Below are 22,708 nucleotides of genomic sequence, written 5' to 3' on the forward strand. Positions count from 1 at the left end.
CGCGGCGGTCAGTCCGCCGCCATCCGCGTACCTCATGACGAGGATGTAGCACCGCCAACGCCCGCTGTCACCCCACCCTTTCAACCTCAGCGTCATCCCACGCAGAAGCCCCGCCAGGGCGCACCTGGCGGGGCTTCAGATATGCAGTTGTGAAGCCTCCAAGCCTCCCGTCAGATGTCTGTTACTGGGCTTGCAAACGGCGGACGTCCATCTGCTCACCCCATCCGCGCTCCAGGCACACGCGGACCAACTCGATCCGAACCTCCCCCAATGATCGAGCCATGTCGTGAGCGCTGACCGTCGCCTGCTTGTCTGCACCGTGGGCATTAGCCGAAACGCTCATGGCGCCATCGCCCTGACCAACCAGATCGATCCAGAACGGACCATCGAAGAGCCTTACTCTCCTGCGCCTTCCCTCCGAGTGGCGGACGAAAGAAACCGCGTCGAGTAGTTCCACAAGGAATGCGACTGGCATGTCGTTCCAGTGGAAGACTCCGAGTCAGAGTTCTTTACGGGGAAGCAGGGCGCCAATCCGCTCCATTTCATGGGCGCTCGGCGCGCTCCGACAATTCCACGGACCACTCGCCGCCACCTCGATCTCGCCGACCGCGGCCGTAACCGCCTCGACATCCACATCGTCGATCCCGGCGAACATTAGCGAGTCCCAAAGCGATGCATCAGTTGCACGACGAGCGCCATCACTGTCCACGGCCGACCGCAGCAGCCACCGGCAGGTATCTGAGGGAACATCGATTCTGAGCTTTCCAGAACTCCTCACTCATCGACGTGGCCGGTACATCTGTGTTGCCGCAACGCCACCGCTGCCGGCATAACACAGGAGCCCCACCGAGTGCGACTCGGTGGGGCTCCTTTTTCCGGCTCTGCTAGAGGGTAATAAATCCGATCAGGCTACCTGGCGAGCCAAGCCAGCGTGTCCTCATTTTCAGCGGCTGACCGGTAGGGCTTCCCGAGGTTCAGGCGGGCAACATCCCGGAGAGACTGAACACGATGAGGGTTTCGGAGGGCAGCAGTCCCGATACTGTCCTGCCACACCGTGCCTTGCACGAAGGCAGATCCGTCGAGAGTAGACATGACGAACGCGGGACAGCCGTATGGGCTCCCTGTGATGCCGGCCGCACAGCCTGCACCCATGATGTCCCAGTCATCCATAAGTTCGACAAGTCCCCAGACTCCCTCAACATCCGTATCGTCAACCGCATCGGGGTTCGGCACGCTGATGGAGAGCAGAAACTGACGGTCGACGGAGAACAATCCGAATGCTGTTGCCAATTCGAACCAGTCGGCGTTTGCCTTGGTAACTCGCGCAGGGTCATCAAGTGCGGTAGTCCGATCCCGGCGGCCTTCGTCAGTGCTGCAGGACGTAACCATCCCCGCGACATAGGGAGGGACTCCCGTTCCGCGCCTGAATCCCAGAAACCTCAGACCGCAATCCTTCATTGCCTGTGCCAGGATCTCAGTATCCACGACCGCTACTCCCTCATCCCTCAGCACCCTGGAATATCCATTAGCTTGCCGTAGTAGTGACCTGCACCCTTTACGTTCCCCTTCGGGCCCACCCATTTATACTGGCCATCCTTCTCGAGGATGCGATAGTCGTTATTATTGGGATCCGGTGCATAGATCTTGGCGCCTACCCACCAGTTATTCTTCTTGTTTTTTTCTTTGTTTGTAAAGTAGTCCAATTTGGGATTGCTGGGCGTATGGCCGGGATTTGTGCGCTGCTGCAGAGTTCCATCCTCAATCTGCTGTATTCCGCGCAGAATGATTTTCGGCGTTGTTGGATCACTGCCAGCATTGTGAACCAGAACCGGTGTTTTCCCTACCAGCACATAGTACGTGTGCAGGTCCGTGACGGTCAGGTTGTAGGTGTCGTTGACGCCGGTGTAGATGCGCGTACCGGCTACGGGAACGGTCGTGCCTTCGTCGGTGCGGAGGGTCATGCCGGGGCGGAGCTGGTCGGCGTTGAGCCATGCGTGCTCGGATTCCGACCAGAACGGGTGGTGACCCGTCGCCGTTATGTTCGCCGCGCCCTCGGGGGTTGCCACTGTGATGTCGACGTAGGACTTGTCGTCCTTGGTGTAGATCGTGGCGGCGACGCTCCGGGCCGCTGTTTCGCCGGTTTCAGGGTTTGTCGCCAGTACGACGTCGTCGGCGCTGAGTTCCTCGATCGGCTTGGTGGAGCCGTCGGCCATGAGGACCGGGGTTCCTGCCACAAAGCTGTTTGTGACGCAGGGCTTCCAGCGAGCCTTGCCCGCAGGCTGGGCTCCCACGCGCGCTGCCAGGCCCGAGGCGAATGCCTCGCCAATTCTTTCACTGGCGGTCGGCTCATAGAGCGGGCTGTCGGATTGCTTCCCGGTGGCAAGGGCGTTCTCCCAATCGTTGCACGCCAGGAAGTCACAGTAGTGGTCGGCGAAGTACTCGACGTCCTCGATCGAGGCGCCGTACTCGTACATCTTGTACGCGACTTGCTTGGTTACGCTTGCGCTCGTCGGGTCGTACTTGAACCGCATCTTGCGCAACTCTGCTTGCAGGGTGTCGTCCCATTTGGGGGGCTTCTTGCCGGACGTGACCATGGCGACGGCCCGGTCGTAGGCGTATTGGGCCCTCCACGAGTTCCCGTAGCGCGCGGAGTACTGGCGGTTGATGGAGTGCTGCCGCTCCACCGCCCTGTTTTCGGTGACGATGCGGTTGTAGTTCTTGCCCGTTCCGGTCGGCTTCGTGCCGCGGTTGGTGCACGTGTACATGCCGCTGGCGCACTCTTCGAGTGCCAGACCTGACGGGTCCCAGTTGGTGACGGGGTTGCCGTTGGAGTACGTGTAGCCGTTCATCTGGAGCGGGTCGGTGATGTCGATGACCGGGTCGACCGAGATGAAGCGGCCGGTGCTTGGGTCGTACTCGCGTGCTCCTATGTGGGTGAGGCCGGTGGTGGAGTCGTCGACGCCGGTGCCGAGGAAGGTCCGGTCGCCGGGCCAGTTCCCGGCCTCCGCCCCGCGGACGTTGCCGTACGGGTCGGACTTTCGGCGGGTGACCTGCTGGCCTGCGGCCTGGTCGATCGAGGCCGTCGCCGTGTTGTGGTGGTCGGACAGGAGGAAGCTGAGCTTGTGGCCGGTTGCCCTTCCGTCCGTGCGGCGCGTGGTGACGCCGCCCGGTCCGCTGTAGTAGCGGACGGCGTCGATGGCCTCGCCGGCCTTGTCGACGGTGACCACTGCCTCGCCGAGGTAGAGGGTGCGCGTAGTGGCGGTCTCCTCGATGAGGCGGCTGCCGGAGGCGTCGTAGAGGTAGGTGGTGGTGCTGTCGAACGTCCACTGCTGGTTGGTCTTGCCGTTGCACGTGTACACCAGCAGGTTGGTGCCGTCGGTGGTGTTGCCGCCGGGGACGTCGATGCAGGCGTTCGCGGCCTGGTTGTAGAGCGTCTTGTCACCGGGACGGTAGACGAACTTCTGCTTGTCGCTCCCGTCGCAGGCGGCGATGCGGGCCTCGCCGTTCTCCGCGGTGAGGCACTTTCCGAGGGCGCGGACGGTGTTGTCCGTCAGGCGCCACTGCTGGGCCTTGACGTTCTTGCAGGACCACAGCTGGACGCGCGTGCCGTCCGCGGAGTTGCCGCCCTCGACGTCGAGGCACTTGCCGGACAGGCCTATGACCGAGACCGCGCCGATTCCGGGGCTGCTCGCCGAGACGAGCTTGTTGCGCCGGTCCCAGTTCAGGGTCTGCGTGTCGCCGCCGATGCGCCGGCTCTTGGTGTTGCCCGCCGCGTCGTACTCGTAGGTCGAGAGGGAATTGACGGTGGAGGTGGCGGTCCTGGTGGTCTTCTCCGCCTTGGTCAGGGCGTGCGGCTGGGTGGTGGTCTGCGGCTGCGTCCCGTTGCCCGCGACCGGTACGCCGTAGGTGTACTTGGTCTCGTCGTCCAGCGCCCCGTTGGTCAGGTCGCGGTCGATGAGCTTGGTGCGGTTGCCGATGGCGTCGAACTGGTACTCGTACCAGTAGCCGTCGCCGTCCGGCCCGGCGGTGACCTCGGTCGTGCTCGGGGCGGGGCAGTTCGGGTTCTTGGCCGTCCACGCCTTGGTCAGCTGCCCCATCGCGTCGTACGAGAAGCACTGGCGGTCCACCCGGCCGCCCGCCTGGGCGTCGGTGATGGACGTCGGGTTTCCGACGGTGTCGTAGGTGTAGGAGAGGGCGGAGACGCGGTTGGGGTTGGCGGTCTCGCGGTCGCTGATCGACTGCTCGACACGGCTGGTGTTGCGGTTGTAGAGGGTGGTCGTCCACACCCGGTTGGGGGCGTTGCCCGAGGCCGTGCGCAGCACCTGTCCGTAGGGGCTGTAGACGACGTCCGAGGTGTACCAGGACAGGCCGGAGAAGCTCTTGACCATGCCCTCCGCGTCGTACCGCGTGATCAGCTTCTCGGCTGCCAGGCCGCCCGGCGTGGCCGGTACGGTCGTCGACTGGACCTGGCCGGTCGGGGTGTAGGCGGTGGTGTAGGCGTAGGTGCCGGCGAGGCCCTTCGTCGTGGGCACCTCCGGAATCGTGATCTTCGTTCCGGTGGGGCGGTACTCGGTGTCGTACCCGGTGACCTCGCTCTTGAAGGCGGCGATGCCCTCGAAGCGCGTGGAGGCGACCGGAAGCCCCTTGGCGCCGGGCAGCGAGTCGAACGTCCAGGAGGCGATCAGCGGGCCGTCGGCGGCGTTGTCCCGAAGCTCCGTCGTGCGGCCCAGCACGTCGTACGTGGTGAACTGGGCGCGCCCGGAGGAGTCGGTGGTGGAGATCTTCTGGTCGAGGTTGTTGTAGGCGAACGTCGACTTGCCCGCGTCGGGGTCGTCGGACGAGACCATGCGGCCGCGGCCGTCGTATCCGTACGTCCACGCGTTGCCGGCGGCGTCGGTGACGGTGGCGAGCTTGCCGCGCTGGTTGTAGCTGTACTTGGTATCGGTCGAGGTGGTCAGGTCGGTGGCCGTGTAGTGCTGGATCAGCGTGGTCCGGCCTGCGCCGTCGGTCCAGGTCTTGGCCGCGCGGCTGCCGGGGAGCGGCGCGGTGCCGTCCGCGGACATGCCGGTGCGGGAGAGGGTCCAGTCACCGCCGTACTCGTTGGTGGTGGAGTTCTGTGCCGCGTCGGCGTTCAGGGTGATCGTGCGGACCGGGCGGCCGAGGCCGTCGTAGGCGGTCTTCGTGGAGTTCGGGATCTGGTAGACCGACTCGGGCACGAAGATCTTGTTGTCGGGCTTGCCTTCGGCTGCGTATCCGTTGTTGGTCTGCCGGACCGTTCCGTTGGTGTTGTAGAGGGTGTCGGTGATCAGCCGGCCGCCGCCCACGGCGTCGGCCTGGGTCTGGCGGGGCCGGAGCCGGCCGTCGTAGATCGCGACCGAGGTGGCGTACGTGCCGTTGTCGCGCAGCGTCTTGCTGGTGACGACCGGCGCCTGGTGTTCCTCGATCCGGTACTCGAAGGCCTGTGCCGGCTTGTCCGTGGTCTTCTGGGAGGGGGTCCACACGCCGGTGGTCCGGCCCAGGTTGTCGTAGGCCACCGTCGTCTTGCGCCCGTTGGCATCGGTGCTCTCCAGGGCGCTGCCGCGGCCGGGGTCGGCCTTGACGGTGGACGAGTGGCCCAGGGGGTTCGTCGTCTTCGTGCTGAACGGCACGCCCGTGGCGGGGGTGAAGGCGGTGGTGGTGGCGTTGCCCGCGGCGTCTTGGACCTTGACGGTCCTGCCCAGGGAGTCGTACTCGGTGCGCGTCGTGGTCACCCAGCCGGTGCCGGTGGCGTCGGCGCTGTCCACCTGGACCGGGAAGCCCTTGACGGGCGCGGTGCCGAAGGCGTTGAGCGCGTCGTAGGAAGTGCGCAGGTCGGAGAGCATCGCCGCGCTGGCCGCCTGGCTGCACTCTCCTGCGGTCACCCGGACCCGCTGGGGCAGTCCGATCAGGTAGGCGCCGGTGTTGTGCACATAGGTGGTGACCGTGCAGTTCTGCTCGACCAGGACGGAGCCGGTGCTGCCGCCCTCGGTGCGTGCTTCGGTCTGTGCGGACTGCAGGAGGCCGTAGGTGGGCTCGAAGGTGTTGAGGGAGCGGCCCACCCGGACCCGGCCGCCGCTGATCGGCTGGATCGTGTCGGTCCGTGCGGTGTTGATGCGGTAGGCCTCCAGCGGGGTGGTGCCGTCCCGCGGACGGGTCGCGGTCTTCTGGCTCCAGGGCCAGTTCAGGACCCGCTTGTCGACCGTGCCGCCGGCCTTCGAGTACGTGATCTCCTCGGCCGTGCGGCCCTGGTAGTGGGGGAGGTCCTCGCCGAGCGTCTCGTTGCCGGAGGAGTCCTTGACGGTGACCTTCGCGCGTCCGGCGTCGCCTGACATGCCGCGGAAGTAGCGGGTGCGGGACTGGGTCTCCTCGGTCGCGTCGGCCTTGCCGGCGTTCGCCGTCGTGCCGCTCTTGACCATGACGGAGGCGTAGCCGCGCCACATGTTGTACGTGCGCAGTTCCGGCTTGGTGAACTCGTCGGAGTCCTTGGCCCAGGCCGCGTCGCCCTCATAGGTGTAGGTGGTGACCTGGTCGGGCTGGCGGGCCACCCGGTCCTTCTCGACCACGCGGTCGACGACGTACTTGTTGAACCAGGCGATCGGGGGCGTCTCCGCCTCGCTGTCCGGAGACCAGTGGACCGGATAGCAGCGGGAGGTGTTCTCCTCGGGCTTGGGGTGCGTCGTGCCGAGCGGACACGGGTCCGAGTAGTCGACGTAGATCTCGCCGCCGGTCTCGTTGCGGATGGTCTCCACGCGCAGACGGTCGAAGTCCGGGGTCGGGTCCTTGGGACCGGTGGCGACCCGGTTGGGCATGTCCTTCACGTTGGCGATGAAGGACACCGCCGGCAGCGGGGTGCTCAGCTGGTTGCCGGCAGTGTCCTTGGCGGTGCCGTAGCCGGTGCGGGTGATGGACTCGAGCCACAGCGGCGGGTGCGTGTCGGTGCGCTGCTTGGGGAAGGACTGGGTCAGGGTCCACCGGTCCACGAACGACAGGGCGGTGGAGCCCTCAGTGCGCTGGGCGTAGGTGGTGACTGCGGTCAGGCGCTTGCGCGTCCAGAAGCTCGGCGCGGTGGAGAAGCACTCCTTGGCGTCCGACTTGCAGTGCAGGGTCGACGGAGTGTCCCACCAAGGCTGCTTGTCCCCGTAGTTCTTCGACTCGAACTCGGTGTCGGAGCACTTCGCGGCACCCTCCTTGATGCAGCGCTCGTCCACGGTGAACTCGACCTTGCCGCTGGGCGCGCCGCCGAGGTTGTTCGTACGCAGACCGTAGGTGATCTGGGACGGGTGGCCGCCGCGGGTGTAGGCGGCCTTGTCCTTCACCTTGTCGTTCTTGGCGTAGTGGTTGGTCTCCTTCTTCCAGTCGATGACCATCGCGTTGCCGTGGACGTCCTCGACGTAGTCGAGGTTCCACCGCCACGCCTGCTGGCAGGAGGAGTCGGCGAAGGCCGCCTGGTGGCACGGCTCGCTGGGGTGGTTGCCGAAGACCGGGACGGTGAAGACCGAGTCGGTCACGGCGCGGGTGCCCGCGCCGTCGACGTCGTGGCGGCCGAAGAAGTAGCGCGTGCCGTTCGGCGTGGTGACGACCCAGTACTCGCCGTCCTTGGCACCGTTGACGACCGAGGTGTCGGTCTTGCGCTCGACCCGGGACCCGTCGTCGCCCGCGGGGATCCATTGTCCGGTGGCCGCGTCACGGACGAGCTCGGTGCTGTTCCCGCCGAGCGACATCACCATGTTGTCGCCGGCCCAGCAGAGGTCGCCCTTCTTCTTGTCCGTGGCGTTGTCGTTGTTGGGCTTGCCGGACGTCGCCTTGAGGTCGTCGGAGCAGCTGCGGTAGCGGCGCTCGATGAAGCCGGGGCTGTAGTCCCAGCCGTCACCGATCCAGGACGCCTGGCTGTTCGCCACGGACGTCTTGCCGTCGACGGACTGGGACGAGTAGCTGAAATCGATCTTCGGCACGGGGCCGGCCGCGGGAGCCGGGATCCCGAGGGGGTAGGTCCAGGAGAAGCCGCCGCTGCTGCCGCCGGCCGACCAGCTGGCGGAGGCCGCGAGAGGGGTCGCGGTGTAGGTTCCGCCCGCACCCGAGGCCGAGTCCGAGGCGGCCAGGACCATCGGCCCACCGCCCCCGACCGCCATCGTGCGCATGCCCTGGCCGGGCGCGGTGGCCGGGTCCACGGTCGCACGGACCGTGCCCGTCGCCGGATCGTTTCTGCTGGGCACGGCCTTGGCCGCGGTGCACTCGGGACGGTCGGGGGTGGTCAGGAAGCACGCCGGGAGCATCTTGAGCTCCAGGCGGGAGGACCACTCCGTACCGAACAGGTCCTTGAACTGCTTGTAGTCCAGCTGGACGTCCACGGGAGTCGCGCCGGCCGCCGGAGGTGTGACCTTGATGAGGGCACCGTCGACGTTCGCCGCTTCGGTTGCGGTGCGGGTCTCGACCGCCACCGACCAGGTGCCCGACGGAGCCGGCGGTGCCGGGTTGTCCTCGGTCGGCGAGGCCTTGCCGATGCTGACCGGCAGCGAGCCGGCCTGGACGAGCTGGTCCCCGCTCAGGGCAACGCTCACCGTGCCGGCGGCCGGCGGGGTGGCCTTTGCGGGCTCGTACCCGGCAGGCGGCTGGACCGGTGCTCCGGCCCATCCTTCGAGCTTGGCCGCCTCGACCTTGTCGAGCTTGGCCTTGAGGTCTTCTTGAAGGCCCGGCAGCTGGACGCCGGCGCGGTCGCCGGGTGGCGCCGCCCAGGCCTGAACGGGCAGAAGAGATGCGACCAGCATCACGGATACGGTGATGCCGGTGCGCCCGGCCAGGCGCGCGCGCATTGCGCGAGCCCGTCTGTTTCCGGGCAGGCGAAAACTGTCCGCCGAGAACGGCGACATGGTGGAACCCCCCACGCTCTGCCGGCGCGGCAAGGGCACACGCACGGCAGGATACTGACGATTGGTCAGTTGATTCTGTGGCCCCTGAGCTCGAAAGCGCCACCACGCGATTACCGCATGTGGCCTTAATCACTTTAGCATCAGTAAATATCAGGACAATCGATAAGAAAGGGGTTAAAGCGGGGCACTGCTGTGCGCTACCGGGGAGTGACGATCAGCTCCGGATGGCTCATGCTCAGCTCGCACGTCCCATCGCGAGGGGAACGAGCGGCAATCAAACCGCTCACGCCGCGGGGCGATGCCCGACCACCAGTGAGCACCGAGGGCCGCAGACGCACGCGCCCGAGGGGGGAGTGAAAGAACCATGGCTGTGAGCGATCCCGTGGACGGAAGTCCCCCGACAGCGGAAGCCGGCACACGGGGCCCTGCCCCGACCCGGCGTTGGTATAGACGGCGGAAGACCATGGGCGGGTTGGCGGCTCTGCTCGCCGCGGCGGTGGCGGTCCCCGTCGGCGTACAGCTGAGCGGCGGTCAGGAGCCCGGAAGTGCGCCGGGCGGTGAGGCGGGCGGAGCGGTCGCCATGCCCGAAGCCCGGAAGTCGGCGGCAGCGAGCGGCAAGGAGGTGGAGGTCACCGCTGAGCGCAGCGCCAACACCACCACCTGGGCGCTGCCCGACGGCACGTTCAAGAAGCGCATCTCCAGTGCCGCGGTCCGCGCGCGAGTGGGCGGCCAGTGGGGGCCGGTCGACACCGGTCTGGGGCGGGTGGACGGCGGCTACGCGGCCAAGGCGGTCAACGGCCGAGTCGTTTTCAGTGCCGGGTCCAACAGCCAGGGCGGGAGCGAGGGGCGGGCCTCACGCAGTACGGCGCGTGCTGCTGTGGCAGCGGACGCGCCGGGGCAGGTGTGGAGCGAGCTGGTCCGCCTCAATACGAACGGCCACGAGATGGTCGTCAGCTGGCCCGGTGCACTGCCGGCGCCGGTGGTTGACGGGCCCAGGGCGCTGTACGAGAACGTCCGGCCCGGTATCGACCTGCTGATGACCGCCCAGGACGGCGGCTACTCGCAATTGCTGGTGGTCAAGGACAGGCAAGCAGCCGCCGACCCGATGCTGCAGGAGCTGAACACCCGGCTGGCCTCGCCCGACCTGACGTTCCAGCTGGACCCGGAGTCGGGTGCCCTCAGTGCCCGCAACGGCAAGGGCGAGGAGATAGCGGGCTCGCCTTCCCCCCTGATGTGGGACTCGTCCGGCAAGGTCGCCGCCACCGACAGTGTCCCCGACCGGAGGCCGGGCCCGGCCGCAAAGGAGCATCCGACGCTCGGACTGCCGGGCATCACCGGGGCCGAGGGCGCCCACCTCGCGGTGGCCAAGGCGTCCTTCGCCGACGGAACCCTGTCGCTGAAGCCGGACTCCGCGCTCCTCAACGCGGCCGACACCGTTTATCCGGTGTTCGTGGACCCCTCCTTCAAGGGGCACAAGCAGTCCTGGTCGCTGCTCTACGAGACGGCCGGCAGCTCCAGCTTCTACAACGGTCAGAACTACAACGCGAGCGGCACGAACGAAGCCCGCGTGGGATACGAATCCACCAGCGGCGGAACATCCCGGTCCGTTTTCAACTTCGACTTCGGCGGCGAGCTCCACGGGGCCGGCATCCTCTCGGCCAGTGTCCGCGCCCTGCAGACGTACTCGTGGTCGTGCGACCGCAAAGCCATGGACATCTACTCGACCCCGTACGTGACGTCGTCGAGCACGTGGAACAACACGACGGACTGGTGGGGCAAGAAGGTCGCCACCGAGACCGCAGGCTACGGCTACAACAGCTCTTGCCCGGACAACTGGGTCGCGCCCGACATCACGGGTCTGGTCACGGAGGCCGCCAATGGCCGTTGGGGCGCGCTCTCGCTGGGCTTCAAGGCGCCGAACGAGTCGGACCCGTACTACTGGAAGAAGTTCATCGCCAACGGTGAGAGCGCCCCGTACCTGGAGATCCTCTACAACAATCCTCCGGAGGTCCCGGTCGCCGCGAACATGAGCACCTCGCCCGGAGGTGCATGCCTGACCGGTGGCAACGGCTCGACCATCGGCAAGACGAATGTGACGTTCCAGGTCAAGGGCACCGACCGCGACAGCAACCTCCACGAACTCCAGATCGAGGTCTGGGACGGGAGCGGCAAGGTCGTCTACAGCGAGTGGCTCCGTGTCAACAGCGACGGCGTGGTCACTCGCGAAGTCGACCGGGAGAAGTTCACCTCTGGACGAACGTATTACTGGCTCGCCCGCGCGGTGGACCGGGACGGCTTGGGATCCCGCGGCAGCGGCCCCCTGGATTCCGGAGGCGGCGGCTGGTGCACCTTCACCGTCGACCACACCGCCCCGGCCTCCCCCGCCGTCAGCTCCGCGCACTTCCCCGCGCCCGGCCCCGACGCCGCCGAGTGGAGCGTCAACCCCGCAGGCACGAAGGACCAGGTCATCGAGGTGCGCGGAAACGGCACGCCTGCCGCGGACATCCGCGAGTACCAGTGGAGCCTGAACCGTCCCCTCTACGACCAGAAGGCCGCCCCCGCCGACAACGACCTTGCGCAACTCAAGCTGCAGGCCGACACTGCGGGCCCCAACATCCTCTACGTCCGTGCGGTCAACAAGGCCGGGAACATCTCGACTCCGACCGAGTACCTCTTCTACGTCCGACCGGGGGCAGGCATCGACAAGCCCGGCGACGTCACCGGCGACGGCTTCCCGGACCTCCTCGCCATCGACGCGGCAGGAAACCTGCGCACCTACGCAGGCGACCGGCAAGGCGACACCGACGCCTACATCCCCGGCGCCGTCGAGAACGGCAAGCCCGTCGCCAACGGCTACTGGAAGGACCCTGCCACCGGAAAGCCCGCGCTGATCGGACACGCGACCGACTGGTTCCCCGGCGACGGCATCACCGACCTGATCGCCCGGATGCCCGACGGCAAGATGTACATCTACCCGGGGACCGGTACCGGCCAGTTCGACGTCGGCCGCCGCACCGAAGTCATCCTCCCGCTCAGCGCCCCCGCGCCCGCCACGTTCAGGCAGATCGTCGTGACCGAAGACACCGACGGCGACGGGCTCGGGGACCTGTTCGCACTCGACGACGACGGATTCTGGTTCTTCTCCGGCTATACGGGGTCCAGCTTCTCCTCCTACCGCAAGCTGGCCGCGGGCTGGGCTGCCCGTGACCTCGTCGGAGTCCGCGACGTCTCCGGCGACAAGGTGCCCGACCTGCTGTTCCGCGACAACTCCAACGCCGACCGCACCCTCGCCCTGCGCAAGGGCAAGCCCGGCGCCAACGGCGGAGCCGACATCGCCTCGCTGCAGTCCGCAACCAACTCCAACGGTGGTAACGACATCACCTACGCCACCAAGGGCTGGGGCAGGACCGCCTTCCCCCTGGTCCTCGGCACACCGGACACGAACGGCGACGGCATCCCCGATATCTGGGGCGTGAACGCCGAAACCGGCCACCAGTACCTCTACGCAGGAGGCACCGCCGTCGTCGGCGGCGCCATCGGCCGCGACGAAGACGGCTGGGGCAGCTTCCTCACCATCGGATAGCCCAGCCACCGCACCGCGCACCCGCACGGCGGCCGGCCCGGACGACACACCGGACCGGCCGCCTGGCGTTTTGCTTTCTCCGCTTTGGCCCTACCGCTCGCCTTGCTGGAGGTCGGTGGCGATGATGTTTTCGATGTTGCGTTCGGCGAGGGCCGTGATGGTGACGAACGGGTTCACGCTGGTGTTGCCGGGGATCAGCGCGCCGTCGATCACGTACAGGCCGGGGTGGCCGTGGAGGCGGCCGTGGTTGTCGGTGGCCTTGTCCAGGACGGCGCCGCCGAGCGGGTGGTAGGTGAGGTGGTCGCCCCAGACCTTGTTCAGGCCGAACAGGTCGCTGCGGTAGATCGTCCCCTCCCGTGCGTTGATGCGGTCGAAGATGGTCCGGGCCATGTCGATGGACGGCTGCTTCCAGGCGGTCTGCCAGTTCAGCTCGACCCGGCCCGCGGCCGCGTTGTACGTGAACTCGGCGCGATGCGGGTTGCGGGTGATCGACAGGTAGAAGGAGGCGTACGTCTCGATGCCGGTCGGCAGCGGCGCGATCTCGGCGAAGGCCCCGCCGGCGTCCCAGTTGTCGATGCCGCCGCAGGGGATGGACGCCTGGACCTTGCCGGTGGGGTCCCAGAGGTGGTTGGCGCGGCCGCACATGACGTTGCCGTTGTCGCCCCAGCCCTTGCCGATCTCGCCGTTCAGGCCGGGGAGGGCGCCGGTGGCCTTCAGCCTGACGAGCAGCTTGCTGGTGCCGACGCTGCCGGCCGCGAAGAAGACCCGGTCGGCCGTCACGGTCTTGGTGGCGGTGGTGGTGCCCGTGGTGTCGATCTGTTCGATGGTGACGGTGTAGCCGCCGCCGGGGGCCGGGGTCACCGAAGTGACCTTGTGGAGGGGGGAGACGGTGACCCGTCCGGTGGCTCGGGCGCGGGCCAGGTAGGTCTGCTGGAGGGACTTCTTGCCGTGGTTGTTGCCGTAGAGGATCTCGCCGGCCACCGCCGACTTCGGGGCGGTGCCGGCGGCCTCCCGCTTCATGTAGTCCCAGTCGTAGACGTCGGGGACGAAGAGGAAGGGGAATCCGGAGCGCTGGGCGTGCTTGCGGCCGACGCGCGCGAACCGGTAGCAGTCCACCGTGTCGAACCAGGCGGGGTCGACCAGGCCGACGCCGAGGCCGGCGTTGGCGCGCGGGTAGTAGGTGGCGTACATCTCGGCGGGGTCCACCGACGGCAGGATGGCGGGGAAGTTCGCCCGTCTCGGGGTGACGGCCATGCCCCCGTTGACCAGTGAGCCGCCGCCGACGCCGCGGCCCTGGTAGACGGTGATGCCGCCCATCTCCTCGGCGTCGAGGATCCCGGTGTGGCGGGGGACGTCCTTGTCGAGGGGGAAGCCGAGGAAGTTGCTCAGCGGCTGCTTCGTGCGGGTCCGCAGCCAGTACGCGCGGTAGTCCGGGCTGGTGGTGTTGCAGAACACCTTGCCGTCGGGGCCGGGGGTGTCCCAGGCCATGCCCATCTCGACCATGTGGACGTCGACGCCGGCCTCGGCGAGCCGCAGGGCGGCGACGGAGCCCCCGTAGCCGGTGCCGATGACCAAGGACGGCACGCGGGCCCCGGACTCGATCGGCCCGGCTGCCGGGGCCGGTGCTGCGGTGCGGTTGCGGGCGTGGGCCGGCCGGCTGTGCCCGGCGAGGGCGGCGGCCCCGAGAAGGGAACCTGTTCCCGCCATGAATCCGCGCCGCGAGATTCCCTCGGAGTGGTTTCCGTGCAGGGTTCTGTCACTCATGTGACGTTCCTCACTCTCTACGGAATGGGAACGAGTTCTACTGCTGCACGGTTGCGAAGTCACGACCCGTGAACGGGAAACTTTCGGCCGCTCACGCCGTGCGCGGCGGCGGCTCCCCGCACCGCACCGGCCCCGGTGCGAGCAGGGAGGCGACCGCGGCGGAGGCGCACCGGGCGGAGGCGAATTCCGGCCTCCGCAGCGCTGAGCAGGCCGGGGCCCCGGCGGCCGGCACCCCGTCGAGGGGGCGCAGCCGGGGGTCCGGGGCGGACGGGAGGGCACCGAGCGTGGCGGAGGGCCGGCCCCGGGCCGGGCGGTGTCCACGGAACATTCACGCCGTACGCACGTGTGTGTCCGTGGATCCCGGCCGCCGGCGGATGATCTCGGTCATGCGCGCGGCGGGGTCTCCTCCGGCGGCTCCAGCGGGGGAGCGGTCAGCGCGCAGTGGGTGCGGCACCGCGGATGGCACGCCCCGGGCCGGGGTGCGCGTACGGTCGCCCAGGCCAGGGCGGCGCCGACGGCCAGCGCCCCCGCGCACCACACCATGGCCCGCCCGAAGGCGCTGTCGAACAGGGCCGCCGAGAGGTAGGCGTCCGGCCCCATCCCCGCCAGCAGCGGCAGTGCCGCCACGGCCAGCAGCCCCGCGACCCGCGCCGCGGCGTTGTTGATCCCGCTGGCGAGGCCCGCCCGGCCCGGGTCCACCGAGGCCAGCACGGCCTCGGTCAGCGGTGCCACCAGCGTCACCATGCCCATGCCCAGCACGACCATCCCCGGCAGCACGTCCTGCACGTACGAGGCATCGGGCCCCACCCGCAGCATCAGCAGCAGTCCGGCCGCGCACAGCAGCGGCCCCACCGTCAGCGGGATCCGCGGCCCGATCCGCTCCCCGAGCGCCCCCGCCCGGGAGGACAGCAGCAGCATCAGCGCCGTCGTCGGCAGCAGCGCGGCCCCGGCGGCCAGGGCCGAGTACCCGGAGACCACCTGGAGCTGGAGCACGATCAGGAAGAAGAACCCGCCGAAGGCCGCGTACACGAACAGCGTGACCAGATTGACCGCGGTGAACTGCCGGGACGCGAAGATGTCCGGCGGCATCATCGGCTCGGCCCGCCGCCGCTCGACCCAGACGAACGCGACCGCCAGCAGGACGCCGACGACCGCCGACGCGACCACCGCGGGCGAACCGGAGCGCGCCTCGATCAGCGCGTACGTCACCAGGCCGAGGGCCACCGCGCCCAGGGCCGCCCCGAGCACGTCGAACCGCCCGCGCGCCGCCGGGTCCCGTGATTCGGGAACGTGCCGCAGGGCCACCGGCACGCACACCGCGGCCACGGGCACGTTCAGCAGGAACACCCAGCGCCAGCCGGGCCCGTCCACCAGCCAGCCGCCCAGGAACGGCCCCACGGCCGCGCCCACGCCGCCGAACCCCGACCACAGGCCGACGGCCCGGGCCCGGTCCGCGGACGCGATCGAGCCCTGGATCAACGCCAGGGATCCCGGGGTGAGCAGCGCCCCGCCCACGCCCTGCAGGGCGCGGGCCGCGATCAGGACGCCCTCGTCGGGGGCGACGCCGCACAGCAGGGAGGCGGCGGCGAACCACACCACCCCGAGCACGAAGATCCGGCGCCGCCCGAACCGGTCGCCGAGCGCCCCGCCGACCAGGATCAGCCCGGCCAGGGTCAGCAGGTAGGCGTTCACGATCCACTGGAGGACGGCCATGTCCGCGCCGAAGTCCCGGCCGATGCTGGGCAGGGCGACGTTCACCACGGTGGAGTCGAGCAGGGCCATCGTCGAGCCGAGCACCGTGACCAGCACGATCCACCGGCCCCGGGCGGTGCCGAGCGCCACCCCGGGCCCGCCCGCGCCGACGGGAGCGCCGACGGGCACGGCGCCCGGCACAGCACCCGGCCCGGCACCCGGCCCGGCACCCGGCCCGGCACCCGGCCCGGCACCCGGCCCGGCACCCGGCACAGCACCCGGCCCGGCGCCGGGCGTCGCGCCGGAGGGTGCTCCGGGGCCGGCGTCGGGCCCCTGCGGCCCGCCGTCCGGCGCCGGCTCGCGAGGAGCTGGACCGGTCATGCCCTCAGCCTCGCTCGCGTGCCGCGGAAGGGCCACCCGTACGCCCGAACCGGACGCCCCGGCCGGGCCGCCGGCGGCTCCGGCTCATTAGGCACTCTTGTAGTGAGCATGACGCCTCCTTCACCATTGCCGCGCACGTCACGCACGTCCTATCCGCACGACCTGCACACGGCGTACGAGGAGACACACGTGGCCCAACGCGACACCCGACAATCCCGTCGGTCCCGGCACCCCTTACGCGCGGCGCTCGCCGCCCTCACCGCAGCCCTGCTCCTGCCCCTCGGCGCGGGCGCCGCGGCCGCCGCACCCGAACCCGGCCCCACCCCGAGTGCGGCCGAGCGCAAGATCGAGCCCAAGCTCCGCTCCCAGCTCGGCGACTCCGGCAAAGCCGCCTTCTGGGTCTACCTCGACAGCGCCGCCGACCTGAGCGCCGCGCAGCGGCAGACCACCCGGGCGGCCAAGGCGGAAACGGTCCTCAAGACCAAGCGCGAGCACGCCGCGCGCTCCCAGGCCGGGCTGATCAAGGCCCTGGACGGCGCCCGGGCCGAGTACACCTCGTACTGGATCGTCAACGCGGTCCGCGTCGTCGGCACCGAGAAGCTCGCCGGCACGCTCGCCCAGCGCACCGAGGTCTCCCGCATCGACGCCGACGACAAGGTCACCCTGCCCGCGCCCGCCGAGGGGACGCGGGAGAAGACGGCGGCCGACGCCGTCGAGTGGAACATCGACCGGATCAAGGCCCCGCAGGTGTGGGACCAGTTCGGCGTGCGCGGCGAGGGCATCGTCGTCGCCAACATCGACAGCGGCGTGGACCACGCCCACCCGGCGGTGAGCGACCGGTACCGGGGCCGGAACGCCGACGGCACCTACGACCACAACCACAACTGGTTCGACCCCGCCGGCGTCTGTCCCACGGCCGCCCCCTGCGACAACAACGACCACGGCACCCACACCATGGGCACCATGGTCGGCGACGACGGCACCAACCGGATCGGCGTGGCCCCCGGCGCCCGCTGGATCGCCGCGAAGGGCTGCGAGACCAACTCCTGCTCCGAGGCCTCCCTCCTCGCCGCCGGCCAGTGGATCGTCGCCCCGACCGACCTGAACGGGCAGAACCCGCGCCCCGACCTCGCCCCGCACATCGTCAACAACTCCTGGGGCAGCGCCGCGCACGACGACTGGTACCGCCAGATCGTCGACGCCTGGCGGGCCGCCGGCATCTTCCCCGCCTTCTCCAACGGCAACGCCGGCCCCAACTGCTCCACGAGCGGTTCCCCCGGCGACTACGCCGCCTCCTACAGCTCCGGGGCCTTCGACATCAACGGCACCATCGCCGCGTTCTCCTCGCGCGGCGCCGGCCCCGGCGGCATCGTCAAGCCGAACATCGCCGCGCCCGGCGTGAACGTGCGCTCCTCGGTCCCCGGCGGCGGCTACGAGGCCTTCTCCGGCACCTCGATGGCCTCCCCGCACACCGCGGCCACCGTCGCCCTGCTCTGGTCCGCCGCCCCAGCCCTGGAAGGCGACATCGCGCAGACCGAGGCGCTGCTCGGCGCCACCGCCCAGGACACCGACAACAACCAGTGCGGCGGCACCACGGCCAACAACAACGTCTTCGGCGAGGGCAAGCTCGACGCGCTCGCCGCCGTCACCAACGCCCCGCGCGGCGCGACCGGCGCCCTGAGCGGCACCGTCCGCTCCGGCGGCACCCCGCTCGCCGGCGTCAAGGTCACCGCCACCGGCCCGATCGCCCGTACGGCGACCACCGCCGCCGACGGCACCTACACCTTCCGCTCCCTGTCGGTGGGCTCGTACGCCCTGACGGCCGCCAAGTTCGGCTACGGGCAGGAGACCGCCACCGCGACGGTCACCGAGAACACCACCGCCACCGGCGACTTCACCCTCACCCAGGCCCCCTCCGGCAAGGTCACCGGCACGGTCACCGCGCCCGCCGGGCCGGCCGCGGGCGCCGCCGTCACGGTCGCCGACACCCCCGTCACCGCGACCGCCGACGACCAGGGCCGCTTCGAGGTCACCCTGCCGCACGGCACGTACGAGATCCGGGCCTCGCACGCCTCCCGCTGCGTCACCGGCGGCAGTGCGCAGGCGGTCGTCGCGGGCGACACCACCGTCGCCGTCACCCTGCCCGAGCGCACGGACGGCTACGGCTACGCCTGCTCCACCCCGGGCGGCCGCCCCTACCAGGCCGGCACCCGGCAGCTCGCGCTGACCGGCGACAACACCACCGAGCGCGTCGACCTGCCCTTCCCGCTCCCGCTGTACGGGAAGACGTACGGGCAGGCCTGGATCGGCACGAACGGCACGGTCAGCTTCGGCGGCGCCCACACCGGCGACATCAACGGCGACCTCCCGAGCACGGCCACGCCCAACGCCGCGCTCTACCCCTTCTGGGACGACCTCGTCGTCGGCCCGGCCGGCAGCGGCTCGGGCGTCTTCACCGCCGTCACCGGCACCGCACCGCACCGGCAGTACGTGATCGAGTGGCGGGACGTGGCCCACTGGTCCGCCCAGGCCGACAAGTTCTCGTTCTCCGCGTCGGTCGGCGAGGACGGCAGCGTCACCTACGCCTACAAGGGCACCGGCGGCTCCGGCATCAAGGGCGGCTCCACGGCCACGGTCGGCGTGGAGAACGCGACCGGCACCGACGCCTTCAAGTACTCCTTCAACACGCCCGTCATCAGCGACGGCATGACCGTCTCCTTCCGCACCACGAAGACCGGTGTCGTCGCGGGCCGGGTGCTCGACGCCAACGACGGCGGCGGCATCGGCGGCGCGACCGTCACCGTCGGCATCGGTGCGGACGCCGTCACGGCGACCACCGCGGCCGACGGCAGCTACGCCCTCCAGGCCCGCGCCGGCCGGAACAGCGTCACGGTCCTGGCCGAGAACTACCGGGGGCTCACCGAGGCGCTGAACGTCGAGGCGGGCGGCGTCACCACGGTCGCGCCGTCCTTGGCCACGGGCCGGGTCGCCGCCTCCCAGCCGTCGGTGGAGGTCGTCCTCACCGCCGACCGGAAGCGCACCCGCACCCTCGGCCTCACCAACACGGGCACCATCGACACGGCCTTCACCGTGGCCGAGGACGCGCCCTGGCTGACGGCCGCCGCCGACACGGCGAACCTGCCGGTCGGAGGCAAGGCCACGATCACCCTGAACGTCGACACCACCGGCCTGGCGGCCGGCTCGGTCCTCACCACCGACCTGCGGATCGGCTCGGTCAGCGGCCGCAGCCCGGTGCTCACCGTCCCGGTCAAGGTGGTCGTCCCGCGCTACCAGGTCGCCCTGGACGCCGGCTCCGACCGCGCGGTCACGGACACCCTGGGCGACAGCTGGTCCCCGGACCGCAAGTACACCCCCGGCTCGTACGGCCACCAGGGCAGCGGCTCGGTGCGCTCCACCGGCCGCGGCATCGCCGGGACGGACGAGCAGCAGCTGTTCCGCAGCGCCCGCGAGGGCATGTACGAGTACCGCTTCGACAACGTCCCGAACGGCACGTACACGGTGGAACTCGGCTTCGCGGAGCTGTCGTCCACCAAGCCGAACAAGCGGGTCTTCGACGTCCTCGCCGAGGGCACGCAGATCCTGCCGTCCCTGGACATCGCCCTGGAGGCGGGCAGCTACAAGGCCCTGACCCGCACCTACACGGTCACGGTCACGGACGGGGTCCTCAACCTCCGCTTCGTCACCCACACCGGCTTCGGCAAGCCCCTGCTGAACACGCTGAAGGTGACGGACCGGCCCGACAGGAACCAGCCGGGCAGCCGGCCGGCCAGGTAGGCCGGACAGCCCGGGCGAGCGAGCACGGCCTCATCGGCCGACCGGGGGCGGGGCGCCGCGGGGGTCCCGCCCCCTTCCGCTGCCGCGGTGCATTCGGGTGGCGGGCGGCGGGCCCTGCTGCGGCCTGCCCGGGCGGGCGGCCCGGCGTCGCTAGCGTGGGGCACCATGACGCTCCTGAGCGACGACCGAACGGGCTGCGGCGACGCGGCGGACCGGATCCGGCGGGCACTGGACGCCGCCGACCCGGAGGCCGTCTGGGCGGTCGGCGGACCGGACGGGATCCTGGCCCGCTCGGACGGCCCCGGGACCGGCCCGGGGCACGGCGGAACGGGGTACGACGCCCCCGGGCACGACACCGGCGCCCTCGCCGGTGTCCTCGCCCTGTGGCCTGTGATCGGCAGCCTCGTCGCCGAAGAGGCCCTGCACCTGCACACCCCGCTGACCGCCTACGGGGCCGGGGCCGCCGCCGGCACCCCCGCCGGCACCACCACCCACCACCTCCTCACCCGTGCGGGCGGCCGCTCCGCCCCCGCCGCGGCCGCCGCACTCACCCGCCTCGCCGAGCACCTCGGCGGCGGCCCGCTCCCCGAACTCGCCGCCGCCCGTGTCTGGCGGCCCCTCGGCATGGCCGGCACCCGCTGCGCCGACGGCACCCTGTACGCCCCCCTGCCCGACCTCGCCCGCTTCCTCGGCCACCTGCTGTCCCCGGCGGACCACCCCGTCCCGCGCGCCTGGACCGCCGAGTCCCTGCGCATCCGGACCGGCGAACTCACCCCTCCCCGCGGCCTCCTGTGGCGCCCCGCCGCGCACGGCACCTGGACCCACGGCGACACCGCCGCCGTCTGGGTCCATCCCGGCCGCCGACGCTGGGCGGTCCTGCTCCCGACCGACCCCCGCGGCCCCCTGCGCAGGCCCTTCCGCGACGCGGTGTTCGCACCCCCGCCCGGCCCCTGAGCCCCGGCCGCCGCCGTCACGGCGGCGCGGAAGCGGCCCTACCCCCCGAAACGGGAAGCCGAAGGCTCACCCCAGCCCCAACGGCCCGTCCCGGCAGGTTGCGCTGGTGCACGAGCCACTCACCGGCCCGTCGGCCGAACGTCCGGCGGAGCCACATCCCGCCGCTCCTGCGGGGCCGTCTGCCCATCGGCCTCCACAGCAGACACCCGTCGCCCGTACGGCTCCGCCCGTGGCCGCAGGGCCCGCCCCGCCGCCACGGCCCGGGCGCGCCCGGACGGACCCCACCCGCCCGGACCCCACCCGCCGTGCTCGGAGCGCGGGCCCTCCAAGATCGACGTACGGTGAGCTCGAAGTCACCGACCGCTGGTTCCCGGCTGTGCGGAGGTACCGGATGCGCATGCTCCACCACGCCGCCCCCGGCGGGCCGACCCGGGCGGCCGTCACACGGGGGAGACGCGGGCCGACGGAACGCGCCGGGCGCGCCGAGTCCGTGCGGTTCGCCGCCACCCGGGCGATCCCCTTCTTCGTCCGCAGCGTCCCCGGCGCCCGCCCGGCGTTCTCCGCGGAGACCCTGCGGGAGCTCCGGGCCCGCCACGGCGGGGCGCCGGTCCCCGTGCGCGGCCTGTCCGGCACCGTGCTCGTCCTGCTGGACCCCCGCGAACTGCGGCAGTTCTACGCCGAACAGGCCGCCGAACCGGTCGGCGGGGCCGGCGCCCCGGCCGGGGCGGGCCGCGCCGCCGCCGAGCCCGTGCCGTTCTCCGGCGAGGCGCTGCACACCGCGATCGCCGAGGAGGCCCGGCAGCTGGCCGCGGCCACCACCCTCGAACTGGTCCGCGTCCGGCAGGCCGTGGCCCGCGCCGCCCGGCGGATCGTGCCCGTCGACCGGGGCGCCGTACCCGTACCCGTACCCGTGCCCGTGCCCGTACCCGTCCCCGCGCCGGTCGCCGGGCCGCGGGACCGCGGATCCGCGGGCCTGCTCGGCCTGCTGCGCCGCCGCGGCCGGGCCGAGCACGGGGCCCCTGCCGACGGGCACGTCCCGGCCGGGCGCAGCACCCCGAACGCCGAACCCGCCGGCCCCCTCCACCCCTGGCTGCGCGCGATGGACACCGTCCCCGCGACGGTCCTGCGCACGCTGCTGCTGCTCGGCGCCCATCCCGCCGAGCAGGAGGCGGCGGCCGCGGAGGCCGCCGGGTGCGCCACGCCCGAGGGCCTCGCCCGGCTGGACGCCTGTGTCCGGGAGTCGCTGCGGCTGTACCCGGCGGTGCCCGACCTGGTCCGGGTCACCCGGACCGAGACCGAGTGGCGCGGGGTGCGGTATCCGGCCGGGACCCGCGTGCTGCTGCCCGTCCACTTCCTCCAGCGCGATCCCGCACACGTGCCCGCCGCGCACGTCTTCGTCCCGGGCCGCTGGAAAACGCCCGGCGCGGACGAGGACATCCGGATGTCCCCGTTCGGCCACGGCACCGGCCGCTGCCCGGGCAGCCGGCTGGCACTGCTGGTGACCGCGGGGCTGTGCGCCGAGGTGCTGCGCCGCCGCCGGATCACGGGCACCCGGCCGGTGCTGGACCCGCCGGGTCCGCTGCCCGCGGTCCTTGACCCGCGCGCCATCCGGCTGACCCTCACCCGCCGCTGACGCACCGCCGCCGACGGCACA

At 70.7% G+C, this 22,708-nt stretch carries 10 protein-coding genes; 4 read left to right on the forward strand and 6 right to left on the reverse strand.

Annotation, left to right across the window (positions count from 1 at the left end; genetic code table 11):
• Positions 1-499: 499 nt before the first annotated feature.
• The 3 genes from ACIQUT_RS31710 to ACIQUT_RS31720 form a co-directional block, all read right to left on the reverse strand.
• Positions 500-655: a hypothetical protein gene (locus ACIQUT_RS31710; RefSeq protein ID WP_403567973.1), complete on the reverse strand. Its 156-nt coding sequence runs from the start codon at positions 653-655 to the stop codon at positions 500-502.
• A gap of 254 nt (positions 656-909) precedes the next feature.
• The gene (locus ACIQUT_RS31715; RefSeq protein WP_403567975.1) at positions 910-1,485 is read right to left on the reverse strand and encodes a hypothetical protein; all 576 of its coding nucleotides are present in this window, start codon (positions 1,483-1,485) and stop codon (positions 910-912) included.
• A 20-nt stretch (positions 1,486-1,505) separates the two neighbouring features.
• Entirely contained in the window at positions 1,506-8,783 is a 7,278-nt protein-coding gene (locus ACIQUT_RS31720; protein ID WP_403567977.1) for a ricin-type beta-trefoil lectin domain protein, read from the reverse strand.
• Positions 8,784-9,357: 574 nt separating this feature from the next.
• Between ACIQUT_RS31720 and ACIQUT_RS31725 the strand changes: the two genes are divergently transcribed.
• A complete protein-coding gene (locus ACIQUT_RS31725; protein ID WP_403567978.1) occupies positions 9,358-12,468 on the forward strand; it encodes a DNRLRE domain-containing protein in 3,111 nt (1,036 codons plus the stop codon).
• 90 nt (positions 12,469-12,558) lie between these two features.
• On the opposite strand, the gene ACIQUT_RS31730 is transcribed toward ACIQUT_RS31725, so the two are convergent.
• The 3 genes from ACIQUT_RS31730 to ACIQUT_RS31740 form a co-directional block, all read right to left on the reverse strand.
• Complete coding sequence (locus ACIQUT_RS31730) at positions 12,559-14,232, reverse strand: GMC oxidoreductase (RefSeq protein WP_403567980.1); 1,674 nt, start codon at positions 14,230-14,232, stop codon at positions 12,559-12,561.
• A gap of 91 nt (positions 14,233-14,323) precedes the next feature.
• A complete protein-coding gene (locus tag ACIQUT_RS31735; protein ID WP_403567982.1) occupies positions 14,324-14,560 on the reverse strand; it encodes a DUF6629 family protein in 237 nt (78 codons plus the stop codon).
• A 56-nt stretch (positions 14,561-14,616) separates the two neighbouring features.
• Positions 14,617-16,305 carry an MFS transporter gene (locus ACIQUT_RS31740; protein WP_403567984.1) on the reverse strand — a complete coding sequence of 563 codons (1,689 nt, stop codon included), beginning with the start codon at positions 16,303-16,305 and terminating at the stop codon, positions 14,617-14,619.
• 189 nt (positions 16,306-16,494) lie between these two features.
• Here ACIQUT_RS31740 and ACIQUT_RS31745 point away from each other — a divergent pair, with 189 nt between their 5' ends.
• From ACIQUT_RS31745 to ACIQUT_RS31755, 3 genes are all read left to right on the forward strand, one after another.
• Positions 16,495-20,100, forward strand: coding sequence for a S8 family serine peptidase (locus tag ACIQUT_RS31745; protein WP_403567986.1), 3,606 nt, complete (start codon positions 16,495-16,497; stop codon positions 20,098-20,100).
• Between the two features lie 165 nt (positions 20,101-20,265).
• Positions 20,266-21,054, forward strand: coding sequence for a hypothetical protein (locus ACIQUT_RS31750; RefSeq protein WP_403567987.1), 789 nt, complete (start codon positions 20,266-20,268; stop codon positions 21,052-21,054).
• Between the two features lie 391 nt (positions 21,055-21,445).
• On the forward strand, positions 21,446-22,687 hold the full coding sequence (locus ACIQUT_RS31755) for a cytochrome P450 (protein WP_403567989.1): 1,242 nt from the start codon (positions 21,446-21,448) through the stop codon (positions 22,685-22,687).
• The last annotated feature ends 21 nt before the right edge of the window (positions 22,688-22,708 follow it).

Origin of the sequence: Streptomyces sp. NPDC090445 (assembly GCF_044769385.1) — a bacterium.
Lineage (GTDB): Bacteria > Actinomycetota > Actinomycetes > Streptomycetales > Streptomycetaceae > Streptomyces.

What these genes read in the sequence shown, in the direction of transcription:
- ACIQUT_RS31735 (WP_403567982.1), bottom strand. Translation starts at nt 14,560, where the DNA reads ATGTTCCGTGGACACCGCCCGGCCCGGGGCCGGCCCTCCGCCACGCTC.
- ACIQUT_RS31720 (WP_403567977.1), bottom strand. Translation starts at nt 8,783, where the DNA reads ATGCTGGTCGCATCTCTTCTGCCCGTTCAGGCCTGGGCGGCGCCACCC.
- ACIQUT_RS31750 (WP_403567987.1), top strand. Translation starts at nt 20,266, where the DNA reads ATGACGCTCCTGAGCGACGACCGAACGGGCTGCGGCGACGCGGCGGAC.
- ACIQUT_RS31740 (WP_403567984.1), bottom strand. Translation starts at nt 16,305, where the DNA reads ATGACCGGTCCAGCTCCTCGCGAGCCGGCGCCGGACGGCGGGCCGCAG.
- ACIQUT_RS31710 (WP_403567973.1), bottom strand. Translation starts at nt 655, where the DNA reads ATGTTCGCCGGGATCGACGATGTGGATGTCGAGGCGGTTACGGCCGCG.
- ACIQUT_RS31730 (WP_403567980.1), bottom strand. Translation starts at nt 14,232, where the DNA reads ATGAGTGACAGAACCCTGCACGGAAACCACTCCGAGGGAATCTCGCGG.
- ACIQUT_RS31755 (WP_403567989.1), top strand. Translation starts at nt 21,446, where the DNA reads ATGCGCATGCTCCACCACGCCGCCCCCGGCGGGCCGACCCGGGCGGCC.